At 68.0% G+C, this 25725-nt stretch carries 24 protein-coding genes; 10 read left to right on the forward strand and 14 right to left on the reverse strand.

Annotated elements, in window-relative coordinates:
- Positions 1 to 45: 45 nt before the first annotated feature.
- A complete protein-coding gene (locus tag ACX9MO_RS07410; RefSeq protein WP_462214080.1) occupies positions 46 to 642 on the forward strand; it encodes a GntR family transcriptional regulator in 597 nt (198 codons plus the stop codon).
- A 22-nt stretch (positions 643 to 664) separates the two neighbouring features.
- Here the strand turns inward: ACX9MO_RS07410 and ACX9MO_RS07415 are convergent, their stop codons facing one another.
- The 7 genes from ACX9MO_RS07415 to ACX9MO_RS07445 all read right to left on the reverse strand — a co-directional run bounded on the left by ACX9MO_RS07415 (position 665) and on the right by ACX9MO_RS07445 (position 8083).
- Positions 665 to 1534 carry a mechanosensitive ion channel family protein gene (locus ACX9MO_RS07415; protein WP_462214081.1) on the reverse strand — a complete coding sequence of 290 codons (870 nt, stop codon included), beginning with the start codon at positions 1532 to 1534 and terminating at the stop codon, positions 665 to 667.
- A complete protein-coding gene (locus ACX9MO_RS07420; RefSeq protein WP_462214082.1) occupies positions 1531 to 1827 on the reverse strand; it encodes a 4a-hydroxytetrahydrobiopterin dehydratase in 297 nt (98 codons plus the stop codon). Before ACX9MO_RS07420 ends, ACX9MO_RS07415 begins: the two co-directional genes overlap by 4 nt.
- Positions 1827 to 3014 carry a GNAT family N-acetyltransferase gene (locus ACX9MO_RS07425; protein WP_462214433.1) on the reverse strand — a complete coding sequence of 396 codons (1188 nt, stop codon included), beginning with the start codon at positions 3012 to 3014 and terminating at the stop codon, positions 1827 to 1829. The genes ACX9MO_RS07420 and ACX9MO_RS07425 overlap by 1 nt, the downstream gene beginning before the upstream one ends.
- A gap of 77 nt (positions 3015 to 3091) precedes the next feature.
- On the reverse strand, positions 3092 to 3859 hold the full coding sequence (locus tag ACX9MO_RS07430; protein WP_462214083.1) for a glycerophosphodiester phosphodiesterase family protein: 768 nt from the start codon (positions 3857 to 3859) through the stop codon (positions 3092 to 3094).
- A gap of 3 nt (positions 3860 to 3862) precedes the next feature.
- Positions 3863 to 4324: a RidA family protein gene (locus ACX9MO_RS07435; protein WP_462214084.1), complete on the reverse strand. Its 462-nt coding sequence runs from the start codon at positions 4322 to 4324 to the stop codon at positions 3863 to 3865.
- Between the two features lie 538 nt (positions 4325 to 4862).
- Entirely contained in the window at positions 4863 to 6131 is a 1269-nt protein-coding gene (locus tag ACX9MO_RS07440; RefSeq protein WP_462214085.1) for an HlyD family type I secretion periplasmic adaptor subunit, read from the reverse strand.
- 203 nt (positions 6132 to 6334) lie between these two features.
- Positions 6335 to 8083: a type I secretion system permease/ATPase gene (locus ACX9MO_RS07445; RefSeq protein WP_462214086.1), complete on the reverse strand. Its 1749-nt coding sequence runs from the start codon at positions 8081 to 8083 to the stop codon at positions 6335 to 6337.
- Positions 8084 to 8314: 231 nt separating this feature from the next.
- On the opposite strand from ACX9MO_RS07445, the gene ACX9MO_RS07450 reads away from it, so the two are divergent.
- Both ACX9MO_RS07450 and ACX9MO_RS07455 read left to right on the forward strand, forming a co-directional pair.
- On the forward strand, positions 8315 to 9151 hold the full coding sequence (locus tag ACX9MO_RS07450) for an MlaA family lipoprotein (RefSeq protein WP_261397987.1): 837 nt from the start codon (positions 8315 to 8317) through the stop codon (positions 9149 to 9151).
- The gene (locus ACX9MO_RS07455; RefSeq protein ID WP_222490945.1) at positions 9135 to 9749 is read left to right on the forward strand and encodes an MlaC/ttg2D family ABC transporter substrate-binding protein; all 615 of its coding nucleotides are present in this window, start codon (positions 9135 to 9137) and stop codon (positions 9747 to 9749) included. Before ACX9MO_RS07450 ends, ACX9MO_RS07455 begins: the two co-directional genes overlap by 17 nt.
- Before the next feature lie 93 nt (positions 9750 to 9842).
- On the opposite strand, the gene ACX9MO_RS07460 is transcribed toward ACX9MO_RS07455, so the two are convergent.
- A complete protein-coding gene (locus tag ACX9MO_RS07460; RefSeq protein ID WP_462214087.1) occupies positions 9843 to 10571 on the reverse strand; it encodes a flavin reductase family protein in 729 nt (242 codons plus the stop codon).
- Positions 10568 to 11257: a GntR family transcriptional regulator gene (locus ACX9MO_RS07465; RefSeq protein ID WP_222492934.1), complete on the reverse strand. Its 690-nt coding sequence runs from the start codon at positions 11255 to 11257 to the stop codon at positions 10568 to 10570. Before ACX9MO_RS07465 ends, ACX9MO_RS07460 begins: the two co-directional genes overlap by 4 nt.
- A 169-nt stretch (positions 11258 to 11426) precedes the next feature.
- Between ACX9MO_RS07465 and ACX9MO_RS07470 the strand changes: the two genes are divergently transcribed.
- From ACX9MO_RS07470 to ACX9MO_RS07500, 7 genes are all read left to right on the forward strand, one after another.
- Complete coding sequence (locus tag ACX9MO_RS07470; RefSeq protein WP_462214088.1) at positions 11427 to 12998, forward strand: ABC transporter substrate-binding protein; 1572 nt, start codon at positions 11427 to 11429, stop codon at positions 12996 to 12998.
- Between the two features lie 116 nt (positions 12999 to 13114).
- Positions 13115 to 14107 (forward strand): ABC transporter permease, encoded by a 993-nt coding sequence (locus ACX9MO_RS07475; protein WP_222490943.1) that lies wholly within the window; start codon positions 13115 to 13117, stop codon positions 14105 to 14107.
- A gap of 13 nt (positions 14108 to 14120) precedes the next feature.
- On the forward strand, positions 14121 to 15107 hold the full coding sequence (locus ACX9MO_RS07480) for an ABC transporter permease (protein ID WP_462214089.1): 987 nt from the start codon (positions 14121 to 14123) through the stop codon (positions 15105 to 15107).
- A gap of 5 nt (positions 15108 to 15112) precedes the next feature.
- Positions 15113 to 16294 (forward strand): amidohydrolase family protein, encoded by a 1182-nt coding sequence (locus ACX9MO_RS07485; protein ID WP_462214090.1) that lies wholly within the window; start codon positions 15113 to 15115, stop codon positions 16292 to 16294.
- Positions 16291 to 17727 (forward strand): chlorohydrolase family protein, encoded by a 1437-nt coding sequence (locus tag ACX9MO_RS07490; protein ID WP_462214091.1) that lies wholly within the window; start codon positions 16291 to 16293, stop codon positions 17725 to 17727. Before ACX9MO_RS07485 ends, ACX9MO_RS07490 begins: the two co-directional genes overlap by 4 nt.
- Positions 17724 to 18701, forward strand: coding sequence for an ABC transporter ATP-binding protein (locus ACX9MO_RS07495; protein ID WP_462214092.1), 978 nt, complete (start codon positions 17724 to 17726; stop codon positions 18699 to 18701). Before ACX9MO_RS07490 ends, ACX9MO_RS07495 begins: the two co-directional genes overlap by 4 nt.
- On the forward strand, positions 18698 to 19672 hold the full coding sequence (locus ACX9MO_RS07500; RefSeq protein WP_462214093.1) for an ABC transporter ATP-binding protein: 975 nt from the start codon (positions 18698 to 18700) through the stop codon (positions 19670 to 19672). The genes ACX9MO_RS07495 and ACX9MO_RS07500 overlap by 4 nt, the downstream gene beginning before the upstream one ends.
- Before the next feature lie 67 nt (positions 19673 to 19739).
- Here the strand turns inward: ACX9MO_RS07500 and gyrB are convergent, their stop codons facing one another.
- The 5 genes from gyrB to dnaN form a co-directional block, all read right to left on the reverse strand.
- A complete protein-coding gene (gene gyrB / locus ACX9MO_RS07505; protein WP_222490938.1) occupies positions 19740 to 22157 on the reverse strand; it encodes a DNA topoisomerase (ATP-hydrolyzing) subunit B in 2418 nt (805 codons plus the stop codon).
- Positions 22158 to 22247: 90 nt separating this feature from the next.
- Positions 22248 to 22868, reverse strand: coding sequence for a LysE family translocator (locus ACX9MO_RS07510; RefSeq protein ID WP_462214094.1), 621 nt, complete (start codon positions 22866 to 22868; stop codon positions 22248 to 22250).
- Positions 22869 to 22871: 3 nt separating this feature from the next.
- A complete protein-coding gene (locus tag ACX9MO_RS07515; protein ID WP_222492930.1) occupies positions 22872 to 23324 on the reverse strand; it encodes a VOC family protein in 453 nt (150 codons plus the stop codon).
- A gap of 11 nt (positions 23325 to 23335) precedes the next feature.
- Entirely contained in the window at positions 23336 to 24451 is a 1116-nt protein-coding gene (gene recF / locus ACX9MO_RS07520; RefSeq protein WP_462214095.1) for a DNA replication/repair protein RecF, read from the reverse strand.
- An 89-nt stretch (positions 24452 to 24540) separates the two neighbouring features.
- Positions 24541 to 25659 (reverse strand): DNA polymerase III subunit beta, encoded by a 1119-nt coding sequence (gene dnaN, locus ACX9MO_RS07525; RefSeq protein WP_222490935.1) that lies wholly within the window; start codon positions 25657 to 25659, stop codon positions 24541 to 24543.
- Positions 25660 to 25725 lie beyond the last annotated feature (66 nt).

A 25725-nucleotide genomic window follows, 5' to 3' on the forward strand; every position in this document is an offset into this window, starting at 1 on the left:
AGCGCATCTTAATCGGCCTTTAATGCCCTAATGACGGAATAAGACATGCGCAAGGAGACATCCGAGATCACGGATATTGTCCGATCACGGATCTGCCAGCGCGCCGATCAGGAGGACATGATCCTGCACGAAGGCATGCTGGCCACCGAGTTCGGCGTTTCGCGCACGCCGATCCGTCAGGTGCTGCAGAAGCTCGCCTACGAGCATCTTGTCGAGACCCGCTCGGGCATCGGGACGATCGTCTCGCCGCTGCTGCCCGAACACCGCCCTATGGATTTCGCCGTCTTCCGCTCGCTGCTGCGCGCCGCGGCGGACTGCACCTGCGACGCAACCCTGCCGGACCTCGCGGCTACGCGGCTCGCCACCGTGCAGCGGCAGGCCGCCGCGCCGGAGGACCGGATCGCGCCGGTCTATTTCTCGCAGCGCAGCGAGCTGCTGGAAATCCTCTCGGATCTCGTGAAGGACCGCATCCTCGCGGACGCCCTGCGTGCCGCGCACTGGCGCCACCTGCGGTGGCGGATGCGCGACCTCTCGGACGAGCCGGAGCCGGTGGTGGCGGACTGGCGCGCGACCATGGCCGCTGTCCCTGAGGCCCCGACCCTGCGCCAGCTGATGCTGACGCTGGCCGACGCCCCCTTCTGATCCCCCGCCTTCTGATCCCCCGTCAGCCTTGCGGCGCGGGATCGTCGCTGACGTGGTGTACCGTGCGCGTGGGGAAGGGGATCTCGATCCCGCCGGCGTCCAGCGCCTCCTTGACCTTGCGGGTCATGTCGGCCCTGTAGCCGAAATATTCCGAGGCATCGCACCAGAAACGCACCGTGAAATCCACCGAGGAGTCGCCGAGGTTCGTGACCTGGATGAAGGGCGCGGGCTCCGAATGCGACCGGGGATCGGCCTTGATGGTCTCGAGGATGATCTCCTCCGCCTGCTTCAGGTTCGCGCCGTATCCCACGCCGAAGGTCCATTGCGCGCGCCGCGTCGGATAGACCGAGTAGTTGGTGATCGTGTTGCCCCAGACCTCGGAGTTCGGGATGATGATCTGCACGTTGTCGAGACTGGCCAGTTCGGTGAAGTTCAGCGAGATGTCCTTGACCGTGCCGCTCTCTCCGCCGACCTCGACGAAATCACCGTTCTTGATCGGGCGGAAGAGGATGATCATCACCCCCGCCGCCACGTTCGACAGCGTGCCCTGCAGGGCAAGACCCACCGCCAGACCGGCCGCACCGATCACTGCCACCAGCGAGGTGGTGCGGATGCCGAAGGTGTTGAGGATGAAGATCACCGCGAAGGCGAGGATCGCGTAGCGCGCAATCGAGCCGAGGAAGTTGAACAGCGTGTCGTCGAGCCGCGCATAGCGCCGGGAGAGGCCGGTGATCCGCCGGTTCGCCCAGCCTGCCAGCAGCATCCCCAGGAAGAGGATCAGCAGCGCCGTCACCACCGAGCCCACCAGCGAGGCCATGGTGTCGAGTGTCAGGAGATCGCCAAGGGAGCGGTCGCCCCAGATCGGTGTCGTCAGCAGTGCGTCAAGGTTCATGCGGTCAGTTGATCCATCTTGCGGGCCAGTTTCGCGTCGAGCGCGCTGAGCCCGCCGACGTCATGTGTTGTCAGACGTACAATGACGGTCTTGTAGCTGTTCGACCAGTCCGGATGGTGGCCCCACTTCTCGGCCCAGAGGGCGGCGCGCGTCATCCAGGCAAAGGCCTCGGTGAAATCCCCGAAGGTGAAGGTCTTGGTCAGCACCTCTTCGCCCTCTTCCAGCGTCCAGCCGCTGTCCAGCAGCGGGTCGATCAGGCTCTTGCGGGCGGTTTCGCTCAGGTATTCGGTCATCAGTCCTGTTCCTCCTGTTGCTCCCTGCGGAAGGGTCCATAGGCGGTCAGGATTTCGATGTCCTCCTCCACCGCGCGGCGCTCCTCGGTCAGGAACTGCTGCACGGCGCGGGCAAAGCCCTGATCCGCCACCCAGTGCAGGGAATGGGTCGGCGCGGGCAGGTAGCCGCGCGCCAGCTTGTGTTCGCCCTGCGCCCCGGCCTCGACCCGCGCGAGTCCCTCCTCGATCGCGTAGTCGATGGCACGATAATAGCACGCTTCGAAGTGCATGAACTCGTGATGTTCCAATGCGCCCCAGTAACGGCCATAGAGCACCTCGCGGCCGATCATGTTCAGCGCACCCGCAATCGGGCGGCCGTCACGCTCGGCCAGCACCAGCAGCATGTCGTCGCGCAGGCTCTCGTGGGCGCAATCGAAGAAGGCGCGGGTCAGGTAGGGGCTGCCCCACTTGCGGGCGCCGGTGTCCTGGTAGAACTGCCAGAAGGCGTCCCAATGGTGCGGTTCGATCTGATCCCCGGTCAGCATCCGGATCTCGCCGCCGAAGGCATTGGCCCGCTGGCGTTCCTTGCGCAGGGTCTTGCGCTTGCGCGAGGACAGCGAGGCCAGGAAATCGTCGAAGCTGCCATAGCCCTCGTTGATCCAGTGGAACTGCTGGCCGATGCGGGTCATCAGCCCCATGGCCCGGCCCGCCTCGACCTCCTCCTCAGTGCAGAAGGTGACATGGAGCGACGACAGGTTGTTGTTCGCGGCCAGCTGCACCGCGCCCTGGATCAGCGCGGCCTGCCCCGTTTCCTCGAAGCCCGGCCTTACCAGCAGGCGGCGGCCGGTCGCCGGTGTGAAGGGCACGGCCATCTGCAATTTCGGATAATACTGCCCGCCCGCGTTCTCGAAGGCATGGGCCCAGCTGTGGTCGAAGACATATTCACCCTGGCTGTGGCGCTTGGCATAGAGCGGGGCCGCCGCGATCAGCTCATCCCCGATATGGGCCGTGAGGTAGAGCGGCTCCCACCCGGTGCCGGGCCCGACGGAGCCGCTGTCTTCCAGCGCCTTCAGGAAACGGTGGGTGGTGAAGGGGTCATGGGGCCGCCCGCCGTCGGCGACCTCCGGGCAGGCGCAGGCATCCCACGCCTCGGGCGCGATCTGCGCCAGCGAGGGGTGCGCCTGAATCTCGACCTCGGCCTGTGTCATGTCCTGCTGCATCCCCGATCTATCTGTGGTGCCCGCCCCCCGGATCAAGACCGCATGGGGCGGGCACCTGCGATGTGTCAGGCCGCGTAGTCCTCGAAGGTCACGTTCTGGGCAATCCGCCGCGCACGGTCCTCCTCCTCGGCCGAACGGATCGTCCAGCACAGGATCGCAAGGCCGCGGTCCTTCAGCTCCTGCACGCGGGGCCGGTCGAGGTCCCTGTGCTCGTGGCTGAGGAAGCTTGCGCCCACCGGATCGGCATCCGGGATGCGCGCCAACCGGTCGAGCCGCTGTTTCGGCACGCCGCGCCAGTCGGCGGGACGGAAGGAACAGGTGGTCAGCCCGCGCGGGATCTCCGGCGCCAGCCCGGCGCAGGTCCGCACCGAGTTGGGATTGAACGACATCAGCGCGACCGGCCCCTTGTAGCCCTTGAGGTCCGCGACGGCGGCGGCCTCCAGCGCGCCGACACCCGGGCCCAGCAGCCCGTCCTGGTCCTTGATCTCGACCAGCAGGGGCACCTGCCCCGCGACGATCTCCAGCACCTCGGCAAAGCTCGGGATGCCTTCGTCACCCCCGATCAGCGGCAGTTCCGCCAGGTCGGCGGCCTTGCGCATCCGGATCATGCCCTCCGCGCCTGTGAGCCGCGCGAGGTCATAGTCGTGGAAAACCATCGCCTTGCCATCGGCAGAGGGCTGGAGGTCGATCTCGATCCCGTAGCCCGCGGCGATGGCCGCGCGGATCGCCGCGCGGCCGTTCTCCGGGCGGCCCTGCGCCCGGTCGTGGTAGGCCCGATGCGCGATCGGCGTCGTCAGGAACGCCTCCGGCAGGGCCGTGCGGGTGGCTGGCATGGGTCAGGCGAGCTCGAAGATGCCTTCGATCTCGACGGCGACCCCCAGCGGCAGCGCGGCGGCCGAGACGGCCGAGCGCGAGTGCCGGCCCGCATCGCCCAGCAGTTCCACCATGAGGTCGGAGCAGCCGTTGATGACCTTGGGCTGGTCGGTGAAATCGGCGGTGGAGTTCACGAAGCCGGTCAGCTTCACCACGCGCTTGAGCTTGGAGAGGTCGCCGCCGCAGGCTGCCTTGACCTGTGCCAGCAGCGAGAGGCCGCAGCGCCGTGCCGCCTTGGCGCCGTCGGTCACCTCCAGCGTGTCGCCCAGCTTGCCCTTGATCGGGCCCTCCGCATCGGCCGAAATCTGGCCCGAAACGAAGAGCATGTTGCCCGAGATCACGAAGGGCACGTAGTTCGCCGCCGGTGCCGGGGCGTCGGGCAGGCTCTCGCCCATCTCTGCGAGTTTGGTTTCGATATCGGTCATGAGGGTCTCCTGCGGAATGTGCCGTGACGCTACTCCGGGAGGCGGGGAATGCAACCGCAAAGGCCCCGGGCCGGGCTGTTGCTCCGCGCGCCGGGACCGGGCCTCCCACGGATGCAGCGCGCGGGGCCAATACCGTCAGGGATCTCGCAGCGAAGGGGCGGGGCACACCGTGCGCATTTCAGGGGCCGTGCCTCCTCATGCATTGCGTGACGCACCGCGCGATGCATCCTCGCTCACAACCAGCACAACCGCGACGCAGGCTCCCCCACCGCGATACAACGAAGGCGCATCTCCACGCAGTGCGCGCCGTCGATGCCCGCTCCCTCGCAACGGCACAACGGCACAACGGCACAACGGCACAACGGCACAACGGCACAACGGCACAACGGCACAACGGCACAACGGCAACAAACGCTCATCCCGTCCGGAACGCAATAGCGGTGCCTCCGCACGCCTCGCGCCCCGCTCCAGCGGCGCGGCCCCACAGGGCTCAGGAGCGTAGAAGCCTCGCCGCAGACACCACACCGGTACAGCGCCCTCACCCCTCGCGCAACGCGCGCGCGAAGTAGTCGGTGAAGGGCTTCATCAGGTAGGCCAGCGGCGTGCGCTCGCCGGTGCGCAGGAAGGCCTCCACCGGCATGCCCGGGATCAGGGCCGTGCCCTCCGGCAGCCGCTCCCGCTCGCCCTCGTTCAGGACGATCTCGGCGCGGTAGTAGCGCCCTTGGGCGCGGTCATCGGTGAAGACATCGGCCGAGATCTGGGTCACGCGCCCGATCAGCCGGGGCGTGCTGCGTTGGTCCAGCGCCGAGAAGTTCAGGTAGACATCCTGCGCCGGGTGCACGGCATCGATGTCGCGCGGATCGACCTGCGCGGCGATCACCAGCGGGCGGTCCTGAGGCACGATGTACATCACCGGCTCTGCCGCGCGCAGCACCGCCTCTTCGCCGTGGACCCTGAGCCCGTGGACGATGCCGCTGACCGGCGCCGTGATATCGAGACGCGCCAGTTTCAGCTCCAGCGCGCGGCGCTCCTCGGCCAGTTCGCGCGCCTCGCTCTGCTGATCGCGCAGGGCAGCGAGCGCCTCCTCCCGGCGGGCGGTGCGCAGCGCGAGGATCTGCAGCGCGATCTCCGTCATCCGCTCCTCCGCCTGCGCGGCCTGCGCCAACAGCGCACCCCGCTCCCCGTCGAGCCCGGCGGCGTCCCGCTCCAGTGCGAGCACCCGGCTTGCCTCGGCAAGGCCCCGCGACCGCAACTCCCGTAGAAGGACAAGCTGCGCCCCCACGAGATCGCTTTGCCGATCGAAAGACGCCTGCAGCGCGGCGATCCCCTCCAGCTGCCGGCTGATCTGCGCGCTGCGCTTTTCCAGCTGGGCGATCTCCCGGGCCGAGGCCTCGTTGCGCGCGGCGAGCAGGCGGCGCTGCCCCTCCATCAGCTCCGCCACCTCGGGCCGGTCCTTGGCCGCGGCCTCCAGCACGGGGCCGAAGTCGATCTGATCGGCGGCGTTGTGCTCTGGCTCGCTGCGGGCGGCGCGGGCCAGCACCTCGTAGAGCCGCGCCTCGGTCACCGCGAGGGCGGAGGCGAGGTCCGACGGGTCGAGCCGCAGCAGCACCTGCCCGCGGGTGACGTGATCGCCCTCGTAGACCAGCAGCGCACGCACGACGCCACCATCGGGGTGCTGGATGGCCTGCCGGTTGCGCTCCACCTCGATCAGGGCGGGGACGATGATCGCACCGGTGATCCGCGTGCCCAGCCCCCAGCCCAGGACCCCGGCGACCAGCAGCAGAACGGCGGCAATTCCGGCCAGCACGGGAAGACGTGCACTGATCGCAGGACCGTTTGCGGCACCAGGGTCGAGGTCAGCAACAGCACCCGGTTCGGGGCCAGATCGGGGGCCGGCGCCGGCTGCGGTCTCAGGGCCAGCCTCGGGGTCAATATCTGGGCCAGCCTCGGCGCGCGTCCCGGGGCCGGCCTTGCCCGCCGACACAGTGCCCGTCTGAACCGTGCGCCCGGTCATCGCAGGCCCCCGCCGGCCGCGCTCACACGGCTGATATCCTCGTGGTTCTGCACCATGTCGCGCAGCACCTGCTCCTTCGGACCGAAGGCCGCGCGGGTGCCGTTCATCAGCACGAGCAGCGTATCGCAATGCTGGATCGCCGCGGGGCGGTGCGCCATGATCAGCACGCTGCGCCCGGCCGCCTTGGTGGCGGCCACGGCCCGGTTCAGCGCTGCCGTGCCATCGGTGTCGAGGTTCGAATTCGGCTCGTCCAGAACGAGGATCACCGGGTCGCCGTAGAGCGCGCGGGCAAGGCCGATCCGCTGGACCTGACCGCCGGAGAGGCGGCTGCTGGCCATGGTCACCGGCGTGTCATAGCCCGCCGGCAACTTCAGGATCATCTCGTGGGCATCCGCCATCTGCGCGGCGGCGACGACCTTTGCGGCGTCCGGGGCGAGGGAGAGGCGGGCGATATTCTCGGCGATGGTGCCGTCGAAAAGCTGAACCCGCTGCGGCAGGTAGCCGATATGCGAGGCGAGGTCTTCGGGCGCGTATTGATCGAGCGCGGCGCCCGCCAGCCGGATGCTGCCGCCAGCCACGGGCCAGAGCCCGGTGATCGCCCGGGCGAGGGTGGACTTGCCCGCCCCGGAGGGCCCGATCACCCCCAGCGCCTCGCCGGGGCCAAGCGCGAAGGACACCATGCGCAGGGTCGCGACGGCCTCGCCCGGGACGGCGACCGTGGCCTGTTGCGCCTCCAGCCGGGCCTCGGGGCGGGGCAACGGGGTCCGCTGCGGCGGCGGGGGCACCGCGGTCAGCAGCCGCGCCAGCGCCAGCCAGCTGCGCCGGCCGCGCTGCACCACAGGCCATTGCGCCAGCAGCACCTCCACCGGGGCCAGCGCCCGGCCCATCATCACGGAACTGGCCAGCATCGCCCCGGGGGTGACCTGCTGGCGCAGCACCAGCAACGCGCCCAGCGCCAGCATGGCCGATTGCAGCAGCATCCGCAGCGCCCGGCTGGCCGCGCCAAAGCCGCCGCCCACGTCGCTGCTGCGCAGTTCCGCCCCGAGCGCCGCGCGTCGCAGGCGGATCCAGCGGCGGAAGGCATTTTCGCCCAAGCCCATGGCCTGCACGATCTCGGCGTCGCTGCGCAGCCGTTCGGCCATGACGAAGGCATCGCCCGACGCCTGCACCGCGCGCGCCTGCGCGGGGGCCGTGACCGTCTGGTTCAGGGCGGTCACGAGGATCAGCACCGCCCCGCCACCGAAGGCCAGCAGCCCCATCCAGGGATGGAACACCGAGATCCCGAGCAGGAAGAGCGGCGTCCAGGGCAGATCGTTAAGCGCGCCGAGCACCGGCGAGGCCATCAGCGCCCGCACCGCCTCGAGGTCCTGAAGCCCGGTCGCCGCGGCCTCGTCCCGCGCGCTGCGACGCAGCACCGCCGAGAAGACGCGATGCGCCAGGGCGTCGTGGAACCGCAGCCCGATCCGGGTGAGCACCTGCCCGCGCAGCCCGTCGAGAAGCCCCAGCATCATGTAGAGAAACCCGATAAGCAGGGTCAGCGCCACCAACGTCTCGACCGAATGGGAGCCCAGCACCCGGTCATAGACCTGCATCATGTAGAGCGGCCCGCTCAGCATCAGGAGATTGATAAACAGGGAGAAAAGCGCCACCGCCCAGAACAGCCCGCGCGAGGCGCGCCGGGCGCGGCGCAGCTCTGCCTGGCCGGGGGCCGGGCTGGGATCGAGGGAGGGACGCGCAGGTTTCATCGCGACACGATATCGCCGGCAGTTGCTAAAATACCTTTACCAGCGGCCTTGCCGACTTATGTCTGAACTGCGGGGTTCAATTTGGAGGGGATCGCCCTTATGTCTCTGCGCAGCAGAAATGTGACGCCAGCGGGGATTCGCCAGCCTTCCACATCGGACCCGAGACCAGTGCCGCGTTTCCCTGTATGTCTGAACCATCCCATTCGTCCGCACAGATCAGAGCCTGCCACCTTGTACCGTATCCTTGCCCTTACTTCGTTGCTGGCAATTGCCGCCTGCGCCGCGCCTCCGGAAGAGGTCTCCAGAGGCGGGGTCTATGACCCCTACGAGGAGAACAACCGGCAGACACACGAGTTCAACAAGTCCGTCGACCGCGCTTTCCTGCGCCCGGTCGGCACAACCTATTCCAAGGTGATGCCGGACGGTCTGGAACTGGCCGTCAACAACGCGGCCGAAAACCTGCGCCTGCCCGGCTATGTCGTGAACAGCCTGCTGCAGTTCGATATCGCGGATGCGGCGCGCAATACCTTCCGCTTCGTGGTCAACTCGACGCTGGGTGTCGGCGGCGTGGGCGATGCGGCGCAGGACCTCTTCGGCGTCGATCCGAAACAGACCGACTTCGGCGAGACGCTCTATGTCTGGGGCTTCAACGAGGGCGCCTACGTGGAGTTGCCGCTGTTCGGGCCGTCGACGAGCCGCGATGCCTGGGGCCGCGCGGTGGACTTCTTCACCGATCCCCTCGGCTTTGCGCTCAGCCCGCCCGAATCCTACGTCTCGACCGTGGGCTGGGGCCTGACCCAGCTCAGCAACCGCGGGCGCTATGCCTCGTCCTATGACGACCTGCTCTACGAAAGCGCCGACAGCTACGCGCAGGCGCGCATTCTCTACCTCCAGAACCGCCGTTACGAACTCGGGTATTCCGTCGGCGGCGGCGCCGGGGGCGAGTCGGATCCCTATGATGACCCCTATGGCGATCCCTACGATGAAACGGCTGCGGGGGCTGCTCCCGCCCCGGTGGCCTCAGCGGACCCTTACTACGAGGACCCCTACGATGATCCATCGCTTTAACTCCCGCCCCTCGCGCCGCGCCGTTCTGGCGGGCCTTGCGGGCTCGGCCTTTGCCCTGGCCGCCGCGCCCGCCTTCGCGCTGACCGATGCGCAGGCGAAATCCCTCGTCGACGGCCTCGTCGGCGAGATCAACAAGGTCATCGGCTCCGGTGCCTCCGAAGCGCAGATGATCTCGCAGTTCGAGCGCATCTTCGCGCGCTATGCCGACGTGAACGTGATCGCGCGCTCGACGCTCGGCGCGGATGCCCGCAGCTTCTCCAACGCGCAGCTGGCGGCCTTCACGGATGCCTTCAGCGGCTACATCTCGCGCAAGTACGGCAAGCGCTTCCGCGAGTTCATCGGCGGCCGGATCGAGGTGAACGAGGCCAAGCAGGTGAAGACCTGGACCGAGGTCAGCGCCACTGCCTACCTGCGCGGCGAGGCGCCCTTCGAGGTGAAGTTCTTCGTCTCCGACCGCTCGGGCAGCAACCGCTTCTTCGACATGGTCATCGAGGGGGTTTCGATGCGCCTCTCGGAACGGACCGAGATCGGCTCCATGCTGGATGCCAACGGCGGCGATATCGGCAAGCTTACGGCGCAGTTGCAGCGCGCGGGCTGACGCCGCCGATACGTGTTACGAAAAAGGCCCCTGCCGGCGACGGCAGGGGCCTTTTTCATGTGCGGTGGCACCGGAAAGGCACCGGGTCCCGTGTCAGGCGCCGCTCCGCGCAACGGGCACGCGCAGGTTGGCCAGCACATCCTCGACCGAGGGCGTGGGCCAGTCGAAATAGTCCAGCGTCCCGGCATAGCCGTTGCCGCCCATCCGCCCGATGGCGTCCAGCTTCTCGTGATCGGAGTAGCAGGTGGCCGGGTCGATGATGTCCTCGCGGATATGCGCCATGACGATCCGGCCGAGGATGATCTCCCGCGCCGAGCTCACCTGGATACCGAGGTAACGTTCGCATTCGAAGGCCACCGGGGCCTCGGCGATGCGCGGGCAGATCACCTTCTCCCCCGGGGCGGTGGTCAGACCGGCCATTTCCACCTCGTCCACATCCGCCGCGAAACCCGCCGCGGTGACGGCCATCGCCTCGACATTGGCGCGGTCGACGATGTTGACGGTGAAACACTCGGTCATGCGGATATTCTGGGCGGTGTCCTTGAAGCTGCGGTCCGGCTTGTTCTCGACCCCGAGGGCGAGGATCGGCGGATCGGCGGAGAGGCAGTTGAAGAACGAATAGGGCGCCGCGTTCACGACCCCCTCCGGCGAGACGGTGGTGACCCAGGCAATCGGGCGCGGCACGATGGTGCCTATCATCACCTTGTAGGCCTCGCGCGGGGTCAGCGCCGAGAAATCGAAGGCGTGGTAGCCATCCTTCTTCGCCGCGGCACCCCGGGTTTTCGGGGCCTCTGCGGTCTGCTTCAGGGGATCTTGGGTCACTGGGCCAGCTCCTTGCCGTAGCGGGACAGAATGGATTGGATACTATCCGCCCGGGGCGACAGCTCTGCCCGCCCGGCCACGGCACCCAAATGATGGTCCATGATCCCGATCGCGCGCGCGGCATCCCCGGCGCGGATCGCCTCGATGATCTGGGAATGCTCGTCGACGGCGCAATCGGAGGAATGGGTCCGGGCGTAGAGCGACATGATCAGCGAACAGCGCAGCACGACCTCGGTGACGTAGCGGGCCAGCACCTCGTTGCCGGTCAGCTCGGCCAGCAGGATGTGGAATTCCCCGGCCAGCCGGATCGACACCGGGCCATCCTTGCCCTTCACCGTCTCCTCGCTGCGCACATGGGCCTCCAGCCGGTCGCAGGCATTGGAGGGCAAGCGCTCGCAGAGGATACGGATCACTTCGTTTTCAAGGCATCTGCGCACCTCGAAGATCTGCTGCGCCTCCTCGCGGGAGGGTTCGGCCACGAAGGCCCCCCGGTTGCGCCGCGTGATCACGAGTCCCTCGTTCTCGAGCCGCACGAGCGCATGGCGCACGATGGTGCGACTCACCCCGAACTGCTCGCCCACGGTGTCCTCCGGCAGGCGCATCCCGGGCTTCAGGGCCTGCTCGATGATCGCCCGGCGGAGCAGGTCATGCACCGCGTTGGTCAGGGTGTTCTTGCTGTCACTCATGGTCGGTTCGCTCGTCATCTTTGCACCCCGTCATATCGCATACAAATTTTTCCGTCAATTGGATACAATTTGCTTGCCAGATTGAATACGGACTGCCATCGATAGCAAATCGTATCCAATCCAGACGAGTCATAAGTACAATTTTCCAGACAGGGATCCCGACATGCACATGAGACACCTACTGCTCGCGACTGCCGCCGTGGCCGGCCTCGCAGGGGCCGCACAGGCCGAGAATGTCCTGAAGTGGGGCGCCAACCGCGACATCGGTTCGCTCGACCCCTATTCCTATGGCGACAGCTTCACCATCAACGTGCTGAACCACGTCTACGAAGGGCTGGTGCGCTACAACAAGGACCTCAAGATCGAGCCCGCGCTGGCCGAAAGCTGGGAGATCCTCGACGATCAGGTGACCTGGCGCTTCAAGCTGCGGCAGGGCGTGACCTTCCACAACGGCAACCCCTTCACCGCCGACGACGTGGTCGCCTCGCTGACCCGGGTGAGCGATGAGGCCTCGCCGCTGAAGGGCAACCTGCCCGCCTATGTCTCCTCCGAGGCCGTGGACGACTATACCGTCGACATCACCCTGAACGGCACCTACCCACTGCTGCTCAACGACCTGACCAACATCCACATCTTCGACAAGGAGTGGATGACGGAGCATGACGCGCTCAAGCCCACCGACATCGGTGCGGGCGTCGAGGGCTATGCCACCTACAATGCCAACGGCACCGGGCCCTTCATCGTGGAGAGCCGCCAGCCCGACGCCAAGACCGTCTTCGTCAAGAACGCCGACTGGTGGGACACGCCCCAGCACAACCTCGACGGCTTCGAACTGCTGCCGGTGAACTCGGCCGCGACCCGCGTGGCGGCGCTGCTCTCCGGCGAGATCAGCTTCACCAACGATGCGCCGGTGCAGGACCTTCCGCGGCTCGAGGCCGCGCCGAATGTCTCGGTCCTCGAAGGGGTCGACCTGCGCACCGTGATGATCGGCTTCCCCTTCCGGGACAAGCTGACCACCGGCGCGGACAATCCCTTCTCCGACGTGAAGGTGCGCGAGGCGCTCTACAAGGCGATCGACCTCGACCTGATCCACAAGAAGGTGATGCGCGGCAAGAGCCGGATCGCCGGTGCCACCGTCGCCCCGCCGATCCCCGGCTACGCACCGGAACTGGACGAGCTGCCGGGCTTCGACCCCGAAGCCGCCAAGGCGCTGCTGGCCGAGGCCGGTGTGCCCGAGGACCTGGCCTTCGAATTCAGCTGCATCTCGGACGGCCTCGTGAACGAAGAGCAGTTCTGCCAGGCGATCGCCTCGATGTGGAGCCGGGTCGGCCTCGCGCCGAAACTCGACGTGGCGCCCCGCGCCGTGCAATCGCCCAAGCGCACCAACGGCAAGACCGATGTCTATGTCCTCGGCTGGGCCACGCTGCCGATGCTCGACGCCTATTCGCCGCTGCTGCAGATCTTCCACACCAAGGAAGGCAACGCGGGCGTGTTCAACTGGGGCGGCTGGTCCTTCCCGGAGCTGGACAAGCTGATCGACGCGGCGGGCAGCGAGCTGGACCTCGACAAGCGCCTCGCGCTGGAGACCGAGGCCCTGGGCATCGTGAAGAAGGAACACATCATGCTGCCGCTGCACCAGCAGCCGATGGCCTGGGCCGTCACCGACGCGGTGACCGACATGCCGCTCTTCCCGGACAACAAGCCGCGCCTCTGGTTCGCCAAGGTCAATCCCGGCTCGTGACCCGCAGGGTCTGAGCCAACGGGGCCGCACCCCCTTCCGCGGCCCCCTCCCCGGTGTCCGTCCCCGAGAGGCGACGGGCCGGGGCTGCCCGCCCCACGCCAAGATCGGAGACACCGATGATCGCATTCCTTCTGAAACGCGCCGCCAACGCGGCCTTCGTCATGCTGGCGGTGGCGCTGCTGGCCTTCGTCATCTTCCGGTTCTTCGGTGACCCGGTGGAGATGATGGTGAACGAGCAGGCGACGCAATCCGACCGGGCCGAACTGCGCGAGCGGCTGGGGCTCAACGACGGCCTCGTCACGCAGTACACACGGTTCGTCACCAATGCGGTTCAGGGTGATTTCGGCATCTCCTACCGCAACCAGCAGGACGTGATGGTCCTGATCAAGGAGCGCTTCCCGGCCACCTTCGAGCTGGTGCTGGTGGCCACGGTGCTGTCGCTGGTCGTGGGCATCCCGCTGGGGGTGATCACGGCGGTGCACCGAAACTCGCGCCTCGCCAATGCCTTGCAGCTGGGTTCGATCGTCGGGGTCTCGCTGCCGAGCTTCGTGGTCGGCATCCTGCTGATCCTCGGCTTCTCGGTGTCGCTCGGCTGGCTGCCGGGCTTCGGCCGGGGCGAGACGGTCGACATCGGCTGGTGGTCCACCGGCCTGCTGACACCCTCGGGCCGCGCCGCGCTGATCCTGCCCGCGATCTCGCTCTCGACCTTCCAGGTCACGCTGGTGATGCGCCTCGTGCGGGCCGAGATGCTGGAGACCCTGCGCGCCGACTACATCAAGTTCGCCCGTGCCCGCGGCGTGCCCACCGCGCGGGTCCAGTGGCGCCACGCGCTGCGCAACTGCCTGATGCCCGTCATCACCCTGACGGGCATGCAGATCGGCAACCTGATCGCCTTCGCCCTCGTCACCGAGACCGTGTTCCAATGGCCCGGCATGGGGATGCTCTTCATCCAGGCGGTGACCTTCGTCGACATCCCGGTGATGGCCGCCTACCTGATGATCGTCTCCTTCATCTTCGTGGCGCTGAACACCCTCGTCGACATCACCTACGCCTGGGTCGATCCGCGCCTGCGCGACGACACCGCCCGCGCCGGTGGCGCAAATGGCTGAACCGGAGACCACGATGGACAAGACCGCCCCTTCCCCCGGCCCCGCGGCGAGCGCCGCCTCCGCCACGCCGATGACACCGCCCCGGCCCGCGGCCCTGCTGAGCCGGATGCGCGACAGCGACCTGTGGCATTCCTTCCGCACCCACCCGTCGGCGATCTTCGCCGCCGCCCTGCTGGCCCTGATCGCGGCCACGGCCTTCCTTGCGCCGCTGATCACCCCGCAGAACCCCTATGACCTTGCCGCGCTGGAGCTCTGGAATGCCGAGATCCCGCCGATCTGGAACCCGGAGGGCCAGTGGCCCTACCTGCTGGGCACCGATACGCAGGGTCGCGACATCCTCTCGGCGATCCTCTACGGGTCGCGGATCTCGCTGGTGATCGGCTTTGCCTCGGTGCTGCTGGCGCTTGCCGTGGGCCTCGCCCTCGGGCTCGTCGCGGGCTACCTCGGCGGCTGGATCGACAACGTGATCATGCGGGTGGGCGACGTGCTGTTGTCGATGCCCTTCATCCTGATCGCGATCCTGATCACGGCCATCGCCTCCGCCTCGCTGCCCACGGCGCTGAAGGACGTGCTGGCCGCACCGATCCTGATCTTCGCCATCGCCGTGCCGTCCTGGGTGCAATACGCCCGCACGGTCCGGGCCTCGGCCATGGTGGAGGCGCGCAAGGAATACGTGCAGGCCGCACGGTTGATCCGGGTCCGGGCGTGGCGCATCATGCTGCATCACATCCTGCCCAACTGCATGACCCCGATCATGGTGGCGGCGACGCTGAACTTCGGGCTCGCCATCCTGTCGGAGGCCACGCTCTCCTTCCTCGGTGTCGGCATGCCGCCGGACCAGCCCAGCCTCGGCACGCTGATCCGCATCGGGAACCAATACCTCTTCTCGGGCCTGTGGTGGATCGTGGTCTTCCCCTCGATCCAGCTCTGCCTGATCGTCCTGTCGGTCAACATGATCGGCGACTGGCTGCGCGACGCGCTCAACCCCAAACTTCGGTGACTTACATGACTGCCAAGACCCTCAAGAACGTCCGCCCGATGGCCGGCCCCGCGACCGACCTGCACATCGTGGAGGGCCGCTTCGCCGCCGCCGCGCCCGAGGGCGCCGAGGTGATCGACTGCGGCGGACGGATCCTGATCCCGGGGCTCGTGGAATGCCACACCCACCTCGACAAATCGCTGATCGGCCTGCCGTGGTACCGCAACGAGGTCGGCCCGCGGCTGATCGACAAGATCGACAACGAGCGCGCGGTGAAAGTGTCTCTCGGCCTGCATCCGCAGGTCCAGTCGGAGCGCCACGCCATCGAGCTGATCGCCACCGGCACCACCCAGATCCGCAGCCACGTGGACGTGGACACCCATCACGGGCTCGCCGGCATCGAAGGCGTGATGGAAACCCGCGAGAAGCTGGCCGGGCTGGTCGATATCGAGATCGTGGCCTTCCCGCAGTCCTCGATGATGCCGCGCCCCGGCACGGCGGAGCTGATGGACGAGGCGATGGCCATGGGGGCCGACGTGGTGGGCGGGATCGACCCCTGCGGGATCGAGCGTGACCCCAAGGGGCACCTCGACGCGGTCTTTGCCATGGCCGAGAAACACGGCAAGCCGATCGACATCCACCTGCACGAACCCGGCGCGCTCGGCACCTTCTCGATGGAGGAGATCATCGCGCGGACCAAGGCGCACGGGATGCAGGGCAAGGTCTCGATCAGCCACGCCTTCTGCCTCGGCCAGCCGGACCGCGCCGTGGTGGATGCGCTCTATGACGCGCTCGTGGAGAACCAGATCCACATCATCACCACTGGCTCCCCCTCCGCCGACGTGCCGCGCATCCTCGAACTGAAGCAGCGCGGCATCCTGACCGGCGGCGGCTGCGACGGCATCCGCGACACCTGGGGCCCCTACGGCCGCGCCGACATGCTGGAACGCGCCATGCTGATCGGCATGAAGAACAACCTGCGCCGGGACGACGGCGTGGAACTGGCGCTGGAGGTCTGCACCTCCGGCGGGGCCGCGATCATGGAGACCGAGGGCTATGGCCTCGACATCGGCTGCAACGCGGACTGTGTGCTGGTTGAAGGCGAGACGCTGGCCGAGGCCGTGGTGATCCGCGCGCCCCGCAAGCTGGTGCTGAAGGGCGGCAAGATCACCGCGCAGGACGGCACCGCCGTCGTGACCGCCCCATGAGCGCGCGCCGCCTCCTCTCGGCCCGCTGGGTCATCGGCCATGTCGCGGGCGCCCACGTGGTGTACGAGAACGGTGTCGTGGTGATCGAGGGGGACAGCCTCCTCCACGTCGGGCAGGGTTTCGACGGGGAGGTGGCAGAGCGGATCGACTACGGCGAGGCGGTGATCGCACCGGGGTTCATCGACCTCGACGCGCTCTCCGACCTCGACACGACGATCCTCGGCTACGACAACGGTCCCGCGTGGCAGAAGGGCCGGGTCTGGCCCGAGAGCTACATCGCGCGGGGGCCCTACGAGATGTACGACGCGGAAGAGCTGGCGTTCCAGAAGCGCCACGCCTTCGCCCAGCTGATCCGCAACGGGATCACCACGGCGCTGCCGATCGCCTCTCTCTTCTACCGGGAATGGGGCGAGACCGTCGCCGAGTTCGAGGCCGCCGCTGCCGCCGCCGAGGACCTTGGCCTGCGGGTCTACCTTGGCCCCGCCTACCGCACCGGCGGGCAGGTCACGGACGAGGCCGGCACGATCCGCGCGGTCTACGACGAGGCGCGCGGACTGGCCGGGCTGGAGGAGGCGGCCGCCTTCGCGCGCAGCATCGACGGCATAGCGGGCGGGCGCATCCGCGCCATGTTCGCCCCCGACCGGATCGAGACCTGCACCGAGACGCTGCTGCGCCGCACCCACGCCATCGCCGCCGAGATGGGCGCCCCTGTGCGCCAGCACTCCTGCCAGTCCCCGATCGAGACGCGGCTGGTCCGCGAACAGCACGGCACCACGCCGATCGACTGGCTCGACCGGATCGGGGCCCTCGGGGCGAACTGGCTGCTGCCCCACGGCACCAATGCCACGGCGCGGGATTTCGAGCTGATGGCCGAGCATGGCGCAACGCTGGTGCATTGCCCGCTGGTCACGGCCCGCCACGGGATGATGCTGCGCAGCTTTGCCAGCTGCCGCGCCATGGGCATCAACATCGGGCTGGGGACGGACACCCACCCGGCGGACATGATCCAGAACATGCAGATCGGCATGATGGTGGGACGTCTCGCGGACGGTCCGCTGGCCCTGCGGTCGGAGGACATGTTCGACGCGGCCACCCTCGGCGGGGCGCGGGCGCTTGGCCGTGCGGACCTCGGGCAGCTTGCACCCGGGGCCAAGGCCGACATCGCCGTGATCGACCTGCGCCACACACTGCAGACGCCGGACCCGGTGCAGACGCTGATGACCGGCGCCTCGGGCCGTGACGTGCGCGATGTCTGGATCGACGGGCGGCGCGTGATGGCCGATGGCGTGATCCCCGGGGTCGATGCAGCGGCCGAGGCCGCCCGCGCTCAGGCCCAGTTCGACCGCCTGATCGCCAAGTATCCCGACCGCACCGCGGGCCACCCGCCCGTGGCGGAGATTTTCACCCCCAGCTACGAGAGGATCGCCCCATGACCGACATCGTTCTGGACGTGCGCAACCTGCGCGTCGAGTTTCCCACCCGCAAGGGCGTCCTGACCGCCGTGGACGATATCTCGCTGCAGATCCGGCGCGGCGAGATCCTCGGCATGGTCGGGGAATCCGGTGCCGGCAAGTCCATGACCGGCATGGCGATCCTCGGCCTGCTGGAGCCGCCGGGCCGGATCGCCGCCGGGTCGATCCACCTTTCAGGGGACCGGATCGACACGCTGGACGACCGCGAGATGCAGCAGGTCCGGGGCCGCCGGATCGGCGCGATCTTCCAAGACCCGCTGACCTCGCTCAACCCGCTGTTCCGCGTCGGCGACCAGCTGGTCGAGACGATCCGCCTGCACACCGCGCTCGACAAGGCACAGGCCCGCGCCCGCGCCATGGACCTGATGCGGGAGGTCGGCATTCCTGCTGTTGAAGAGCGGATCGACAACTACCCGCACCAGTTCTCGGGCGGGATGCGGCAGCGGATCGTCATCGCGCTTGCGCTCTGCGCCGAGCCGGAGCTGATCGTGGCGGACGAACCGACCACCGCGCTCGACGTCTCTATCCAGGCCCAGATCACGGCACTGCTGAAGCGGCTCTGCCGCGAGCGCGGCACGGCGGTGATGCTGGTGACCCACGACATGGGCGTGATCGCGGAAACCGCCCACCGGGTCGCCGTGATGTACGCCGGGCGGCTGGCCGAGGTCGGCCCGGTGGAAGACGTGGTGCGCCGTCCGCGCCATCCCTACACCGACGGGCTGATGGGCTCGATCCCCTCGCTGCGCAGCGAGGTCGAGGAACTGCGCATGATCCCCGGCGCCATGCCCCGGCTGGACGCGATCCCGCCCGGCTGCGCCTTCAACCCGCGCTGCGCCCACGCCGGGCCGCGCTGCCGCCGCGAAGTACCGCGCCTGGCCGCAACGGCCGAGGCCGGCGCCGCCTGCTGGCTTGCAACGGAAGGAGCCGTGGCATGACGATCCGATCCAACGCCATCCTGGAGGTCGACGGGCTGGAACGCCGCTTCGATGTCTCCGCGCCCTGGCTCAACCGCCTGATCGAACGCAAGCCGCGCCGCACCCTGCGCGCGGTGGACGGCGTCGACTTCGTGATCCAACGCGGCCAGACCCTCGCGCTGGTGGGCGAATCCGGCTGCGGCAAGAGCACGATCGCCAAGCTGGTGACAGGGCTGCACCCCCCCTCGGACGGGGCGATCCGCTTCCACGGCGACCGCGACCGCCTGCAGATGATCTTTCAGGATCCCTTCGCCAGCCTGAACCCCCGCTGGCGTGTCGGACGCATCATCGCCGAACCGCTGCGCACCCTGCGCCCCGAGATGCCCGCCGAGGCCGTTTCGGCCCGGGTGGACGAACTGCTGCGCACCGTCGGCCTTGCCCCGGCGGACGGGCTGAAGTTCCCGCATGAGTTCTCCGGCGGCCAGCGGCAGCGCATCTCCATTGCCCGCGCGCTTGCCGGCGAGCCCGAGTTCCTCGTCTGCGACGAGCCGACCTCGGCGCTCGATGTCTCGGTGCAGGCGCAGGTTCTGAACCTGATGAAACGGCTGCAGAAGGAAATGGGGCTGACCTATCTCTTCATCAGCCACGACCTTTCGGTCGTGCGACACATGGCCGATGTGATCGCGGTGATGTACCTCGGCCGGATCGTCGAGATCCAGCCGACGAAGGATCTCTTCGCCAACCCTCTGCATCCCTACACGCGGCTCCTGCTGGAGACGATCCCGGACCTCGAGGCGCCACAGCGGGACCGCGCGCCGATGGGGGGCGAAGTGCCGTCGCCGGTCTCTCCGCCGTCCGGGTGCAGCTTCCATCCGCGCTGTCCGCTGGCCTTCGACCGGTGCCGTCGGGAACGGCCGGAACGCCGGGCCGAGGTGCTCGACCGTCGCGTGGCCTGCTTTGCCGCCGAGGCGGAGGCCGGAGCGGCCGTCTGACGCGCGGGGCTGACACCCGGGCCTGAAACGAAACCGGCCCGTCGCGAAGGACGGGCCGGGGATCGGTTCAGAAGTCGAGGTTCTCGACGTTGAGCGCGTTCTGCTGGATAAACTCGCGGCGCGGCTCCACCACGTCGCCCATCAGCTTGGTGAAGAGGTCATCGGCCTCGGCCATGTCCTCGACCCGGACCTGAAGCAGGGTGCGCGCCTCCGGGTCCAGCGTGGTTTCCCACAGCTGTTCCGGGTTCATCTCGCCCAGACCCTTGTAGCGCTGCAGTTGCAGGCCCTTCTCGCCCTCCGACAGGATCGCCGTCAGCAGGTCGAGCGGACCGTAGATGTCCTGCACCCGCTCCTTGCGCACCAGCTTGGCGGGCCGGGTGTAGGTGTCGCGGAGCGTCAGGGTCATCTGCCCCAGACGCCGCGCCTCGCCGGAGCGCAGCGCGTTGCCGTCAAGCGTGCGGACCTCTTCCACACCGCGCACGGTGCGGTTCATCCGGATGCCCTTGTCCTGCGTCTGACGGCCCTGCCAGCCGCGCTCGTATTCCAGCGCGATCAGGTCCAGCCGCTCTGCCACGCGGTTCGCGGTGCCCTGGATGTCATTGTCCAGCACCCCCTGCTCGAAGGCGCCCGCGATGGCCGCCTGTTCGAGGATGTGGCGCGGGTAATGGGTCGGGAAGGCCTCGAGGATGCGCTTCACCGAACGCGCCTCTTCCACCACGCGGATGAGGTCCTGCCCCACGATCTCCTCGCCGGTGCCGAGCCGCAGGACCGCGCCGTCGGTGCCCTGCTGGATCAGGTAATCCTCCAGCGAGGCCTGGTCCTTGAGGTAGACCTCGGACTTGCCGCGCGCGACCTTGTAGAGCGGCGGCTGCGCGATGTAGAGGAAGCCCCCCTCGATCAGCTCGGGCATCTGGCGATAGAAGAAGGTCAGCAGCAGGGTCCGGATGTGGGCGCCGTCGACGTCCGCATCGGTCATGATGACGATCTTGTGGTAACGCAGCTTCTTGATGTCGAACTCGTCCCGGCCGATGCCGGTGCCGAAGGCCATCACGAGGTTGCCGATCTCCTGCGACGACAGCATCCGGTCGAAGCGCGCGCGCTCGACGTTGAGGATCTTGCCGCGCAGCGGCAGAACCGCCTGCGTCCGCCGGTCCCGGCCGGTCTGGGCCGACCCGCCTGCGGAGTCACCCTCGACGAGGAAAATCTCGGTCTTGGATGGGTCCTTCTCGGAGCAGTCCTTCAGCTTGCCGGCGAGGTAGTTCACGTCCATCGCCGTCTTGCGCCGGGTCAGTTCGCGCGCCTTGCGGGCCGCCTCGCGGGCCAGTGCCGCCTCGACGATCTTCGAGACGATCATCTTGCCCTCGTTCGGGTGCTCCTCGAACCATTCGGTCAGCTTCTCGTTCACGAGGTTCTCGACCGCGGGCCGCACCTCGGAGGAGACCAGCTTGTCCTTGGTCTGGGAGGAGAACTTGGGATCCGGCACCTTGACGGAGAGGACGCAGGTCAGGCCCTCGCGCGCGTCGTCGCCGGTGAAGCTCACCTTCTCCTTCTTGGCGATGCCGCTTTCCTGCGCGTATTTCGTCAGCGTCCGGGTCAGCGCGCCACGGAAGCCCGCCATGTGGGTGCCGCCGTCCCGCTGGGGAATGTTGTTGGTGAAGGGCAGGACGTTCTCGTGGTAGCTGTCGTTCCACCACATCGCCACCTCGACGCCGATGCCGTCCCGCTCGCCGGTCATGAAGATCGGCTCGGGGATCATCGGCTGCTTGGAGCGGTCGAGATATTTCACGAATTCCTTCACGCCGCCCTCGTAGAAGAGTTCTGTCCGCAGCGGTTCCGCGGGACGCTCGTCTTCCAGCACGATGCGCACGCCGGAGTTCAGGAAGGCCAGCTCGCGCAGGCGCTTCTCCAGCGTGGCGTAGTCGTAGTTCAGGTTCGAGAAGGTCGAGGTCGAGGAAAGGAAGCGCACCTCGGTGCCCTTCTCGCCCTCGGAGTCGCCGGTCACTTCCAGCGGGGCCACCGTCTTGGAATGCTCGAAGCGCACGTAATGGGCCTTGCCGTCGCGCCAGATGCGCAGTTCCAGCCAGTCCGACAGCGCGTTCACGACCGAGATCCCCACGCCGTGCAGACCGCCCGAGACCTTGTAGGAGTTCTGGTCGAACTTCCCGCCCGCGTGCAGCTGGGTCATGATGACCTCCGCCGCCGAGACGCCTTCCTCGGGGTGGATGTTCACCGGGATCCCGCGCCCGTTGTCGCGCACCGAGACCGAGTTGTCGGCGTGGATCTTGACCCGCACGAAGTCCGCGTGACCGGCCAGCGCCTCGTCGATGCCGTTGTCCACGGCCTCGTAGATCATGTGGTGCAGACCAGACCCGTCATCGGTGTCGCCGATGTACATGCCCGGACGTTTCCGGACCGCATCCAGGCCCTTGAGAACCTTGATGGAATCGGCGTCGTACTGAGGTTCGACCTTTTCGGGTTCGGCCATGCGGGGAGCTCCTTGAATTCCTGCCCGATTTATAGCGTTCGACGGGGGGAATGTCACGCAGATGACACAAGATTTAGGGGGTCTGACCGCTCAGACGAAGGGCAGGAGCGCCCCCACGAGAATCATCATCGCACCGGCCGCGATATTGGTCCGCCGCAGCGCCTTACCGGACTGCAAAAGGCGGCGCATCCGGTCCACGAAAAGCGCCAGCACGAGGTTGCCGACGAAGGGCACGAGGACCGAGATCGCGACGATCGCGGCGATGTCCGCCGCCGTCACCTGCGTCAGGTCGAAGAAGCCCGGCAGCACGCCCATGTAGAACAGGATCGCCTTGGGATTGCCGAGGATCACCATGATCCCGGCGGCAAAGCCCGCCCACATGCCCGGCCGCGTCAGCCGGCTGTCCGCGGCGATCTGCCGGTCGGCATTGCGGATCAGCAGCACGCCCATGGTCAGGAACATCGCCGCCCCGATCAGCCGCAGCACCATCAGGAAGCCCGAGAAGACCGAGACGACCCATGTCACCCCGATGATCGCGAGGAAGGGCCAGAGCGCATCGCCCAGGCACACGCCAAGCGCCACCGGCCAGGCCGCGCGGAATCCGCCCGACAGCGCCCGCGCCATCAGCGCCAGCCAGACCGGCCCGGGGGTGAAGAACATCACCACCATGGCCCCCGCGTAGAAGGCCAGTTCCCATCCTGTCAGGGTCATGGCTCAGCCGTCCTCATCCACTGCACCGCCGTCCGCAGGGATCGTCAGCCGTCCCTGCCCGTCCAGCGGCCAGAAGGGATTGTGCGCCACCTCCCAGACATGGCCGTCGGGATCGGCATAATAGCCGGAGTATCCGCCCCAGAAGACCTCCTCCGGCGCCTTCAACGGCTCCGCCCCGGCGGTCATGGCGGCGGCATAGGCCGCGTCCACCCCGTGCCGGTCCGCGAAGTTCTGCGCCAGCGTGATCGCGCCCGTCTCCAGCCGCGTGCCCTTGCGGCCCTGATCCTCGGCCAGGGCCTCGCGCCCGAAGAGACCCAGCCCCATGCCGTCCATCTGGTAGAAGCAGACGCCCTCCTGCTGTTCGACCGGCTGCCAGCCGAGATCGGCATAGAAGGCCCGCGACCGCTCGAGGTCGGCCACGCCGAGGGTGATCAGCGTCACGCGCTGCACGGGCAATCTGGTCTCGCTCATGTAGGGGCCTCCTCCGCCCTGATGCGACTTTCGCCGCTCTCCTCGGTCACTTCAAGATACTGCGCGCGGTCGCCCAGATCGGTGAAGAGCTCCGGCCCCGTCCCGGTCATCCAGGCCTGCGCGCCAAGGGCGCAGATCTCGTCGTAGAGCGCGGCGCGGCGGCCCGCGTCCAGATGCGCCGCCACCTCGTCCAGCAGCAGGATCGGCGCCGCGCCGATCTCCTGTGCCAGCGCCCGGGCATTGGCGAGGATCAGCGAGATCAGCAGCGCCTTCTGCTCCCCGGTGGAGGCATCCTTGGCCGCGATCCCCTTTGCGGCCCAATGGGCCTCCATGTCCGTCCTGTGCGGCCCCACCAGCGTGCGCCCGGCGGCCAGATCACGGGTGCGGCCGGCTGCCAGCGCCGCGCGCAGCGCCTCCGCATCCTCCGGCATCTCGCCCTCGGATTGCACCAATGTCAGCTCAGGCTGGGGAAAGGCCGTCTCGGCCCCCTGCGCGGCCTCCGCCAGCCGCGCCAGCGCCGCGCGCCGGTTGGCATCCACCATGGCGCCCGCCTCGGCCATCTGGCCCTCCAGCGCGGCATACCAATGGCCGTCGCGGACCATGTCCTTCAGCAGGCGGTTGCGCTCGCGCATGGCCTTCTCATAGGCCAGCGAGGCATCGCCATGTCCGGGAAAGAACGAGAGCGTCATCCGGTCCAGGAACCGCCGCCGCCCCTCGGCGCCCTCGATCCAGAGCCGATCCATGGAGGGCACTAGCCAGAGCACCCGCGCCACGCGGCCAAGCGCGCCCTGCGCCGCCACCTTGCCATCCAGCCGCAGCTGCCGCGCAGCCCCACCCTCGGCCCAGATCTCGACCTCGTGGACCTGCCGCAACGACTGCATCACGCCGGTCAGCTTCCAGCCGAGGGACTCGGGCCGCCGCGCCATCTCCTCGGCGCTTGCCCGGCGCAGGCCGCGCCCCGGCGAGAACAGCGAGACCGCCTCCAGCACCGAAGTCTTGCCCGCGCCGTTGGGCCCGTAGATCGCCACCGGCCGCCCGTCGCAGGCAATGCTCCCGACACGGTGCGACCGGAAATGCGACAGCCTGAGCTGCGTCAGGCAGAGGCGTTCCATGCCGCGCCCTCATTTCCTTGCAAGACATATCCCCGCCGGTAGCCGCCGCGCAGCGGCGAGACTGGCAAGCTGCCCGTCACCGAGAGCCGTCACACCCGCATCGGCATGACGACATAGACCGCCGAGGTATCGTTGCCCTCGCGCATCAGCGTCGGATCGCCGGAGGAGTTGAACAGGAAGACGGCGTTCTCGCGATCCACCTGGGATGCGATCTCCAGCAGGTATTTCGCGTTGAAGCCGATTTCCAGCCGCTCGTCGCCATAGGCCACGGCCAGTTCTTCCTCGGCCGCGCCGCTGTCGGGCGCATTGACCGAGAGGATCAGCCGGTCCTCGTCCAGCGCCAGCTTCACGGCGCGCGACCGTTCGGAGGAGACGGTCGCCACGCGGTCCACCGCGCGGGCGAAATCGCTGGCATCCACTTCCATCCGGCGCGTGTTGCCGTGGGGAATGACGCGGGTGTAGTCCGGGAAAGTCCCGTCGATGACCTTGGAGGTCAGCGTGATGTTCGGCGTGGCAAAGCGGACCTTGGTCTCGCTCACGGAGACGGCGATCGCCATCTCGTCGTCGTCCAGCAGCTTGCGCAGCTCGCCCACGGTCTTGCGTGGCACGATGACGCCGGGCATGTCCTCGGCCCCTTCGGGCAGGGCGGCATCGATCCGGGCGAGGCGGTGGCCATCGGTGGCGACGCAGCGCAGGACACGGCCTTCCTCGCTCTCGGCGATGTGCATGTAGACGCCGTTCAGGTAGTAGCGCGTCTCCTCGGTGGAGATCGCGAACTTCGACTTGTCGAAGAGCCGGCGCAGCACGGCCGCATTGGCCGAGAAGTTCGAGGTATATTCCGAGGACGCCATCACCGGGAAGTCTTCCTTCGGCAGCGTGGCGAGGTTGAAGTGCGACCGGCCCGCGGCGACGGTCAGGCGGCCTGCGGCGCTGTCATCGGTCAGGGTGACCATGGCGCCGTCTGGCAGCTTGCGGACGATCTCGTGCAGGGTCACGGCGCTGACCGTGGTGGCACCGGCGCGTTCGACCATGGCCGGGGCCCGGTCGACCACCTCGATGTCGAGGTCGGTGGCGCGGAACTGCACCGTGTCGCCCTCGGCCTCGATCAGCACGTTGGCCAGGATCGGGATCGCGTTGCGTCGCTCGACGACCGAATTGGCCTGGGCGACGGCCTTGAGCAGTGCTGCACGTTCGATACTGAGTTTCATCGCCTACTCCTGTCCCATCGCCTTGGGGCTGCGCGGCGCGCCCCGGGATGGGCAAGGTACCCGTTT

The sequence above is a fragment of the Pseudooceanicola profundus genome, from assembly GCF_054919315.1.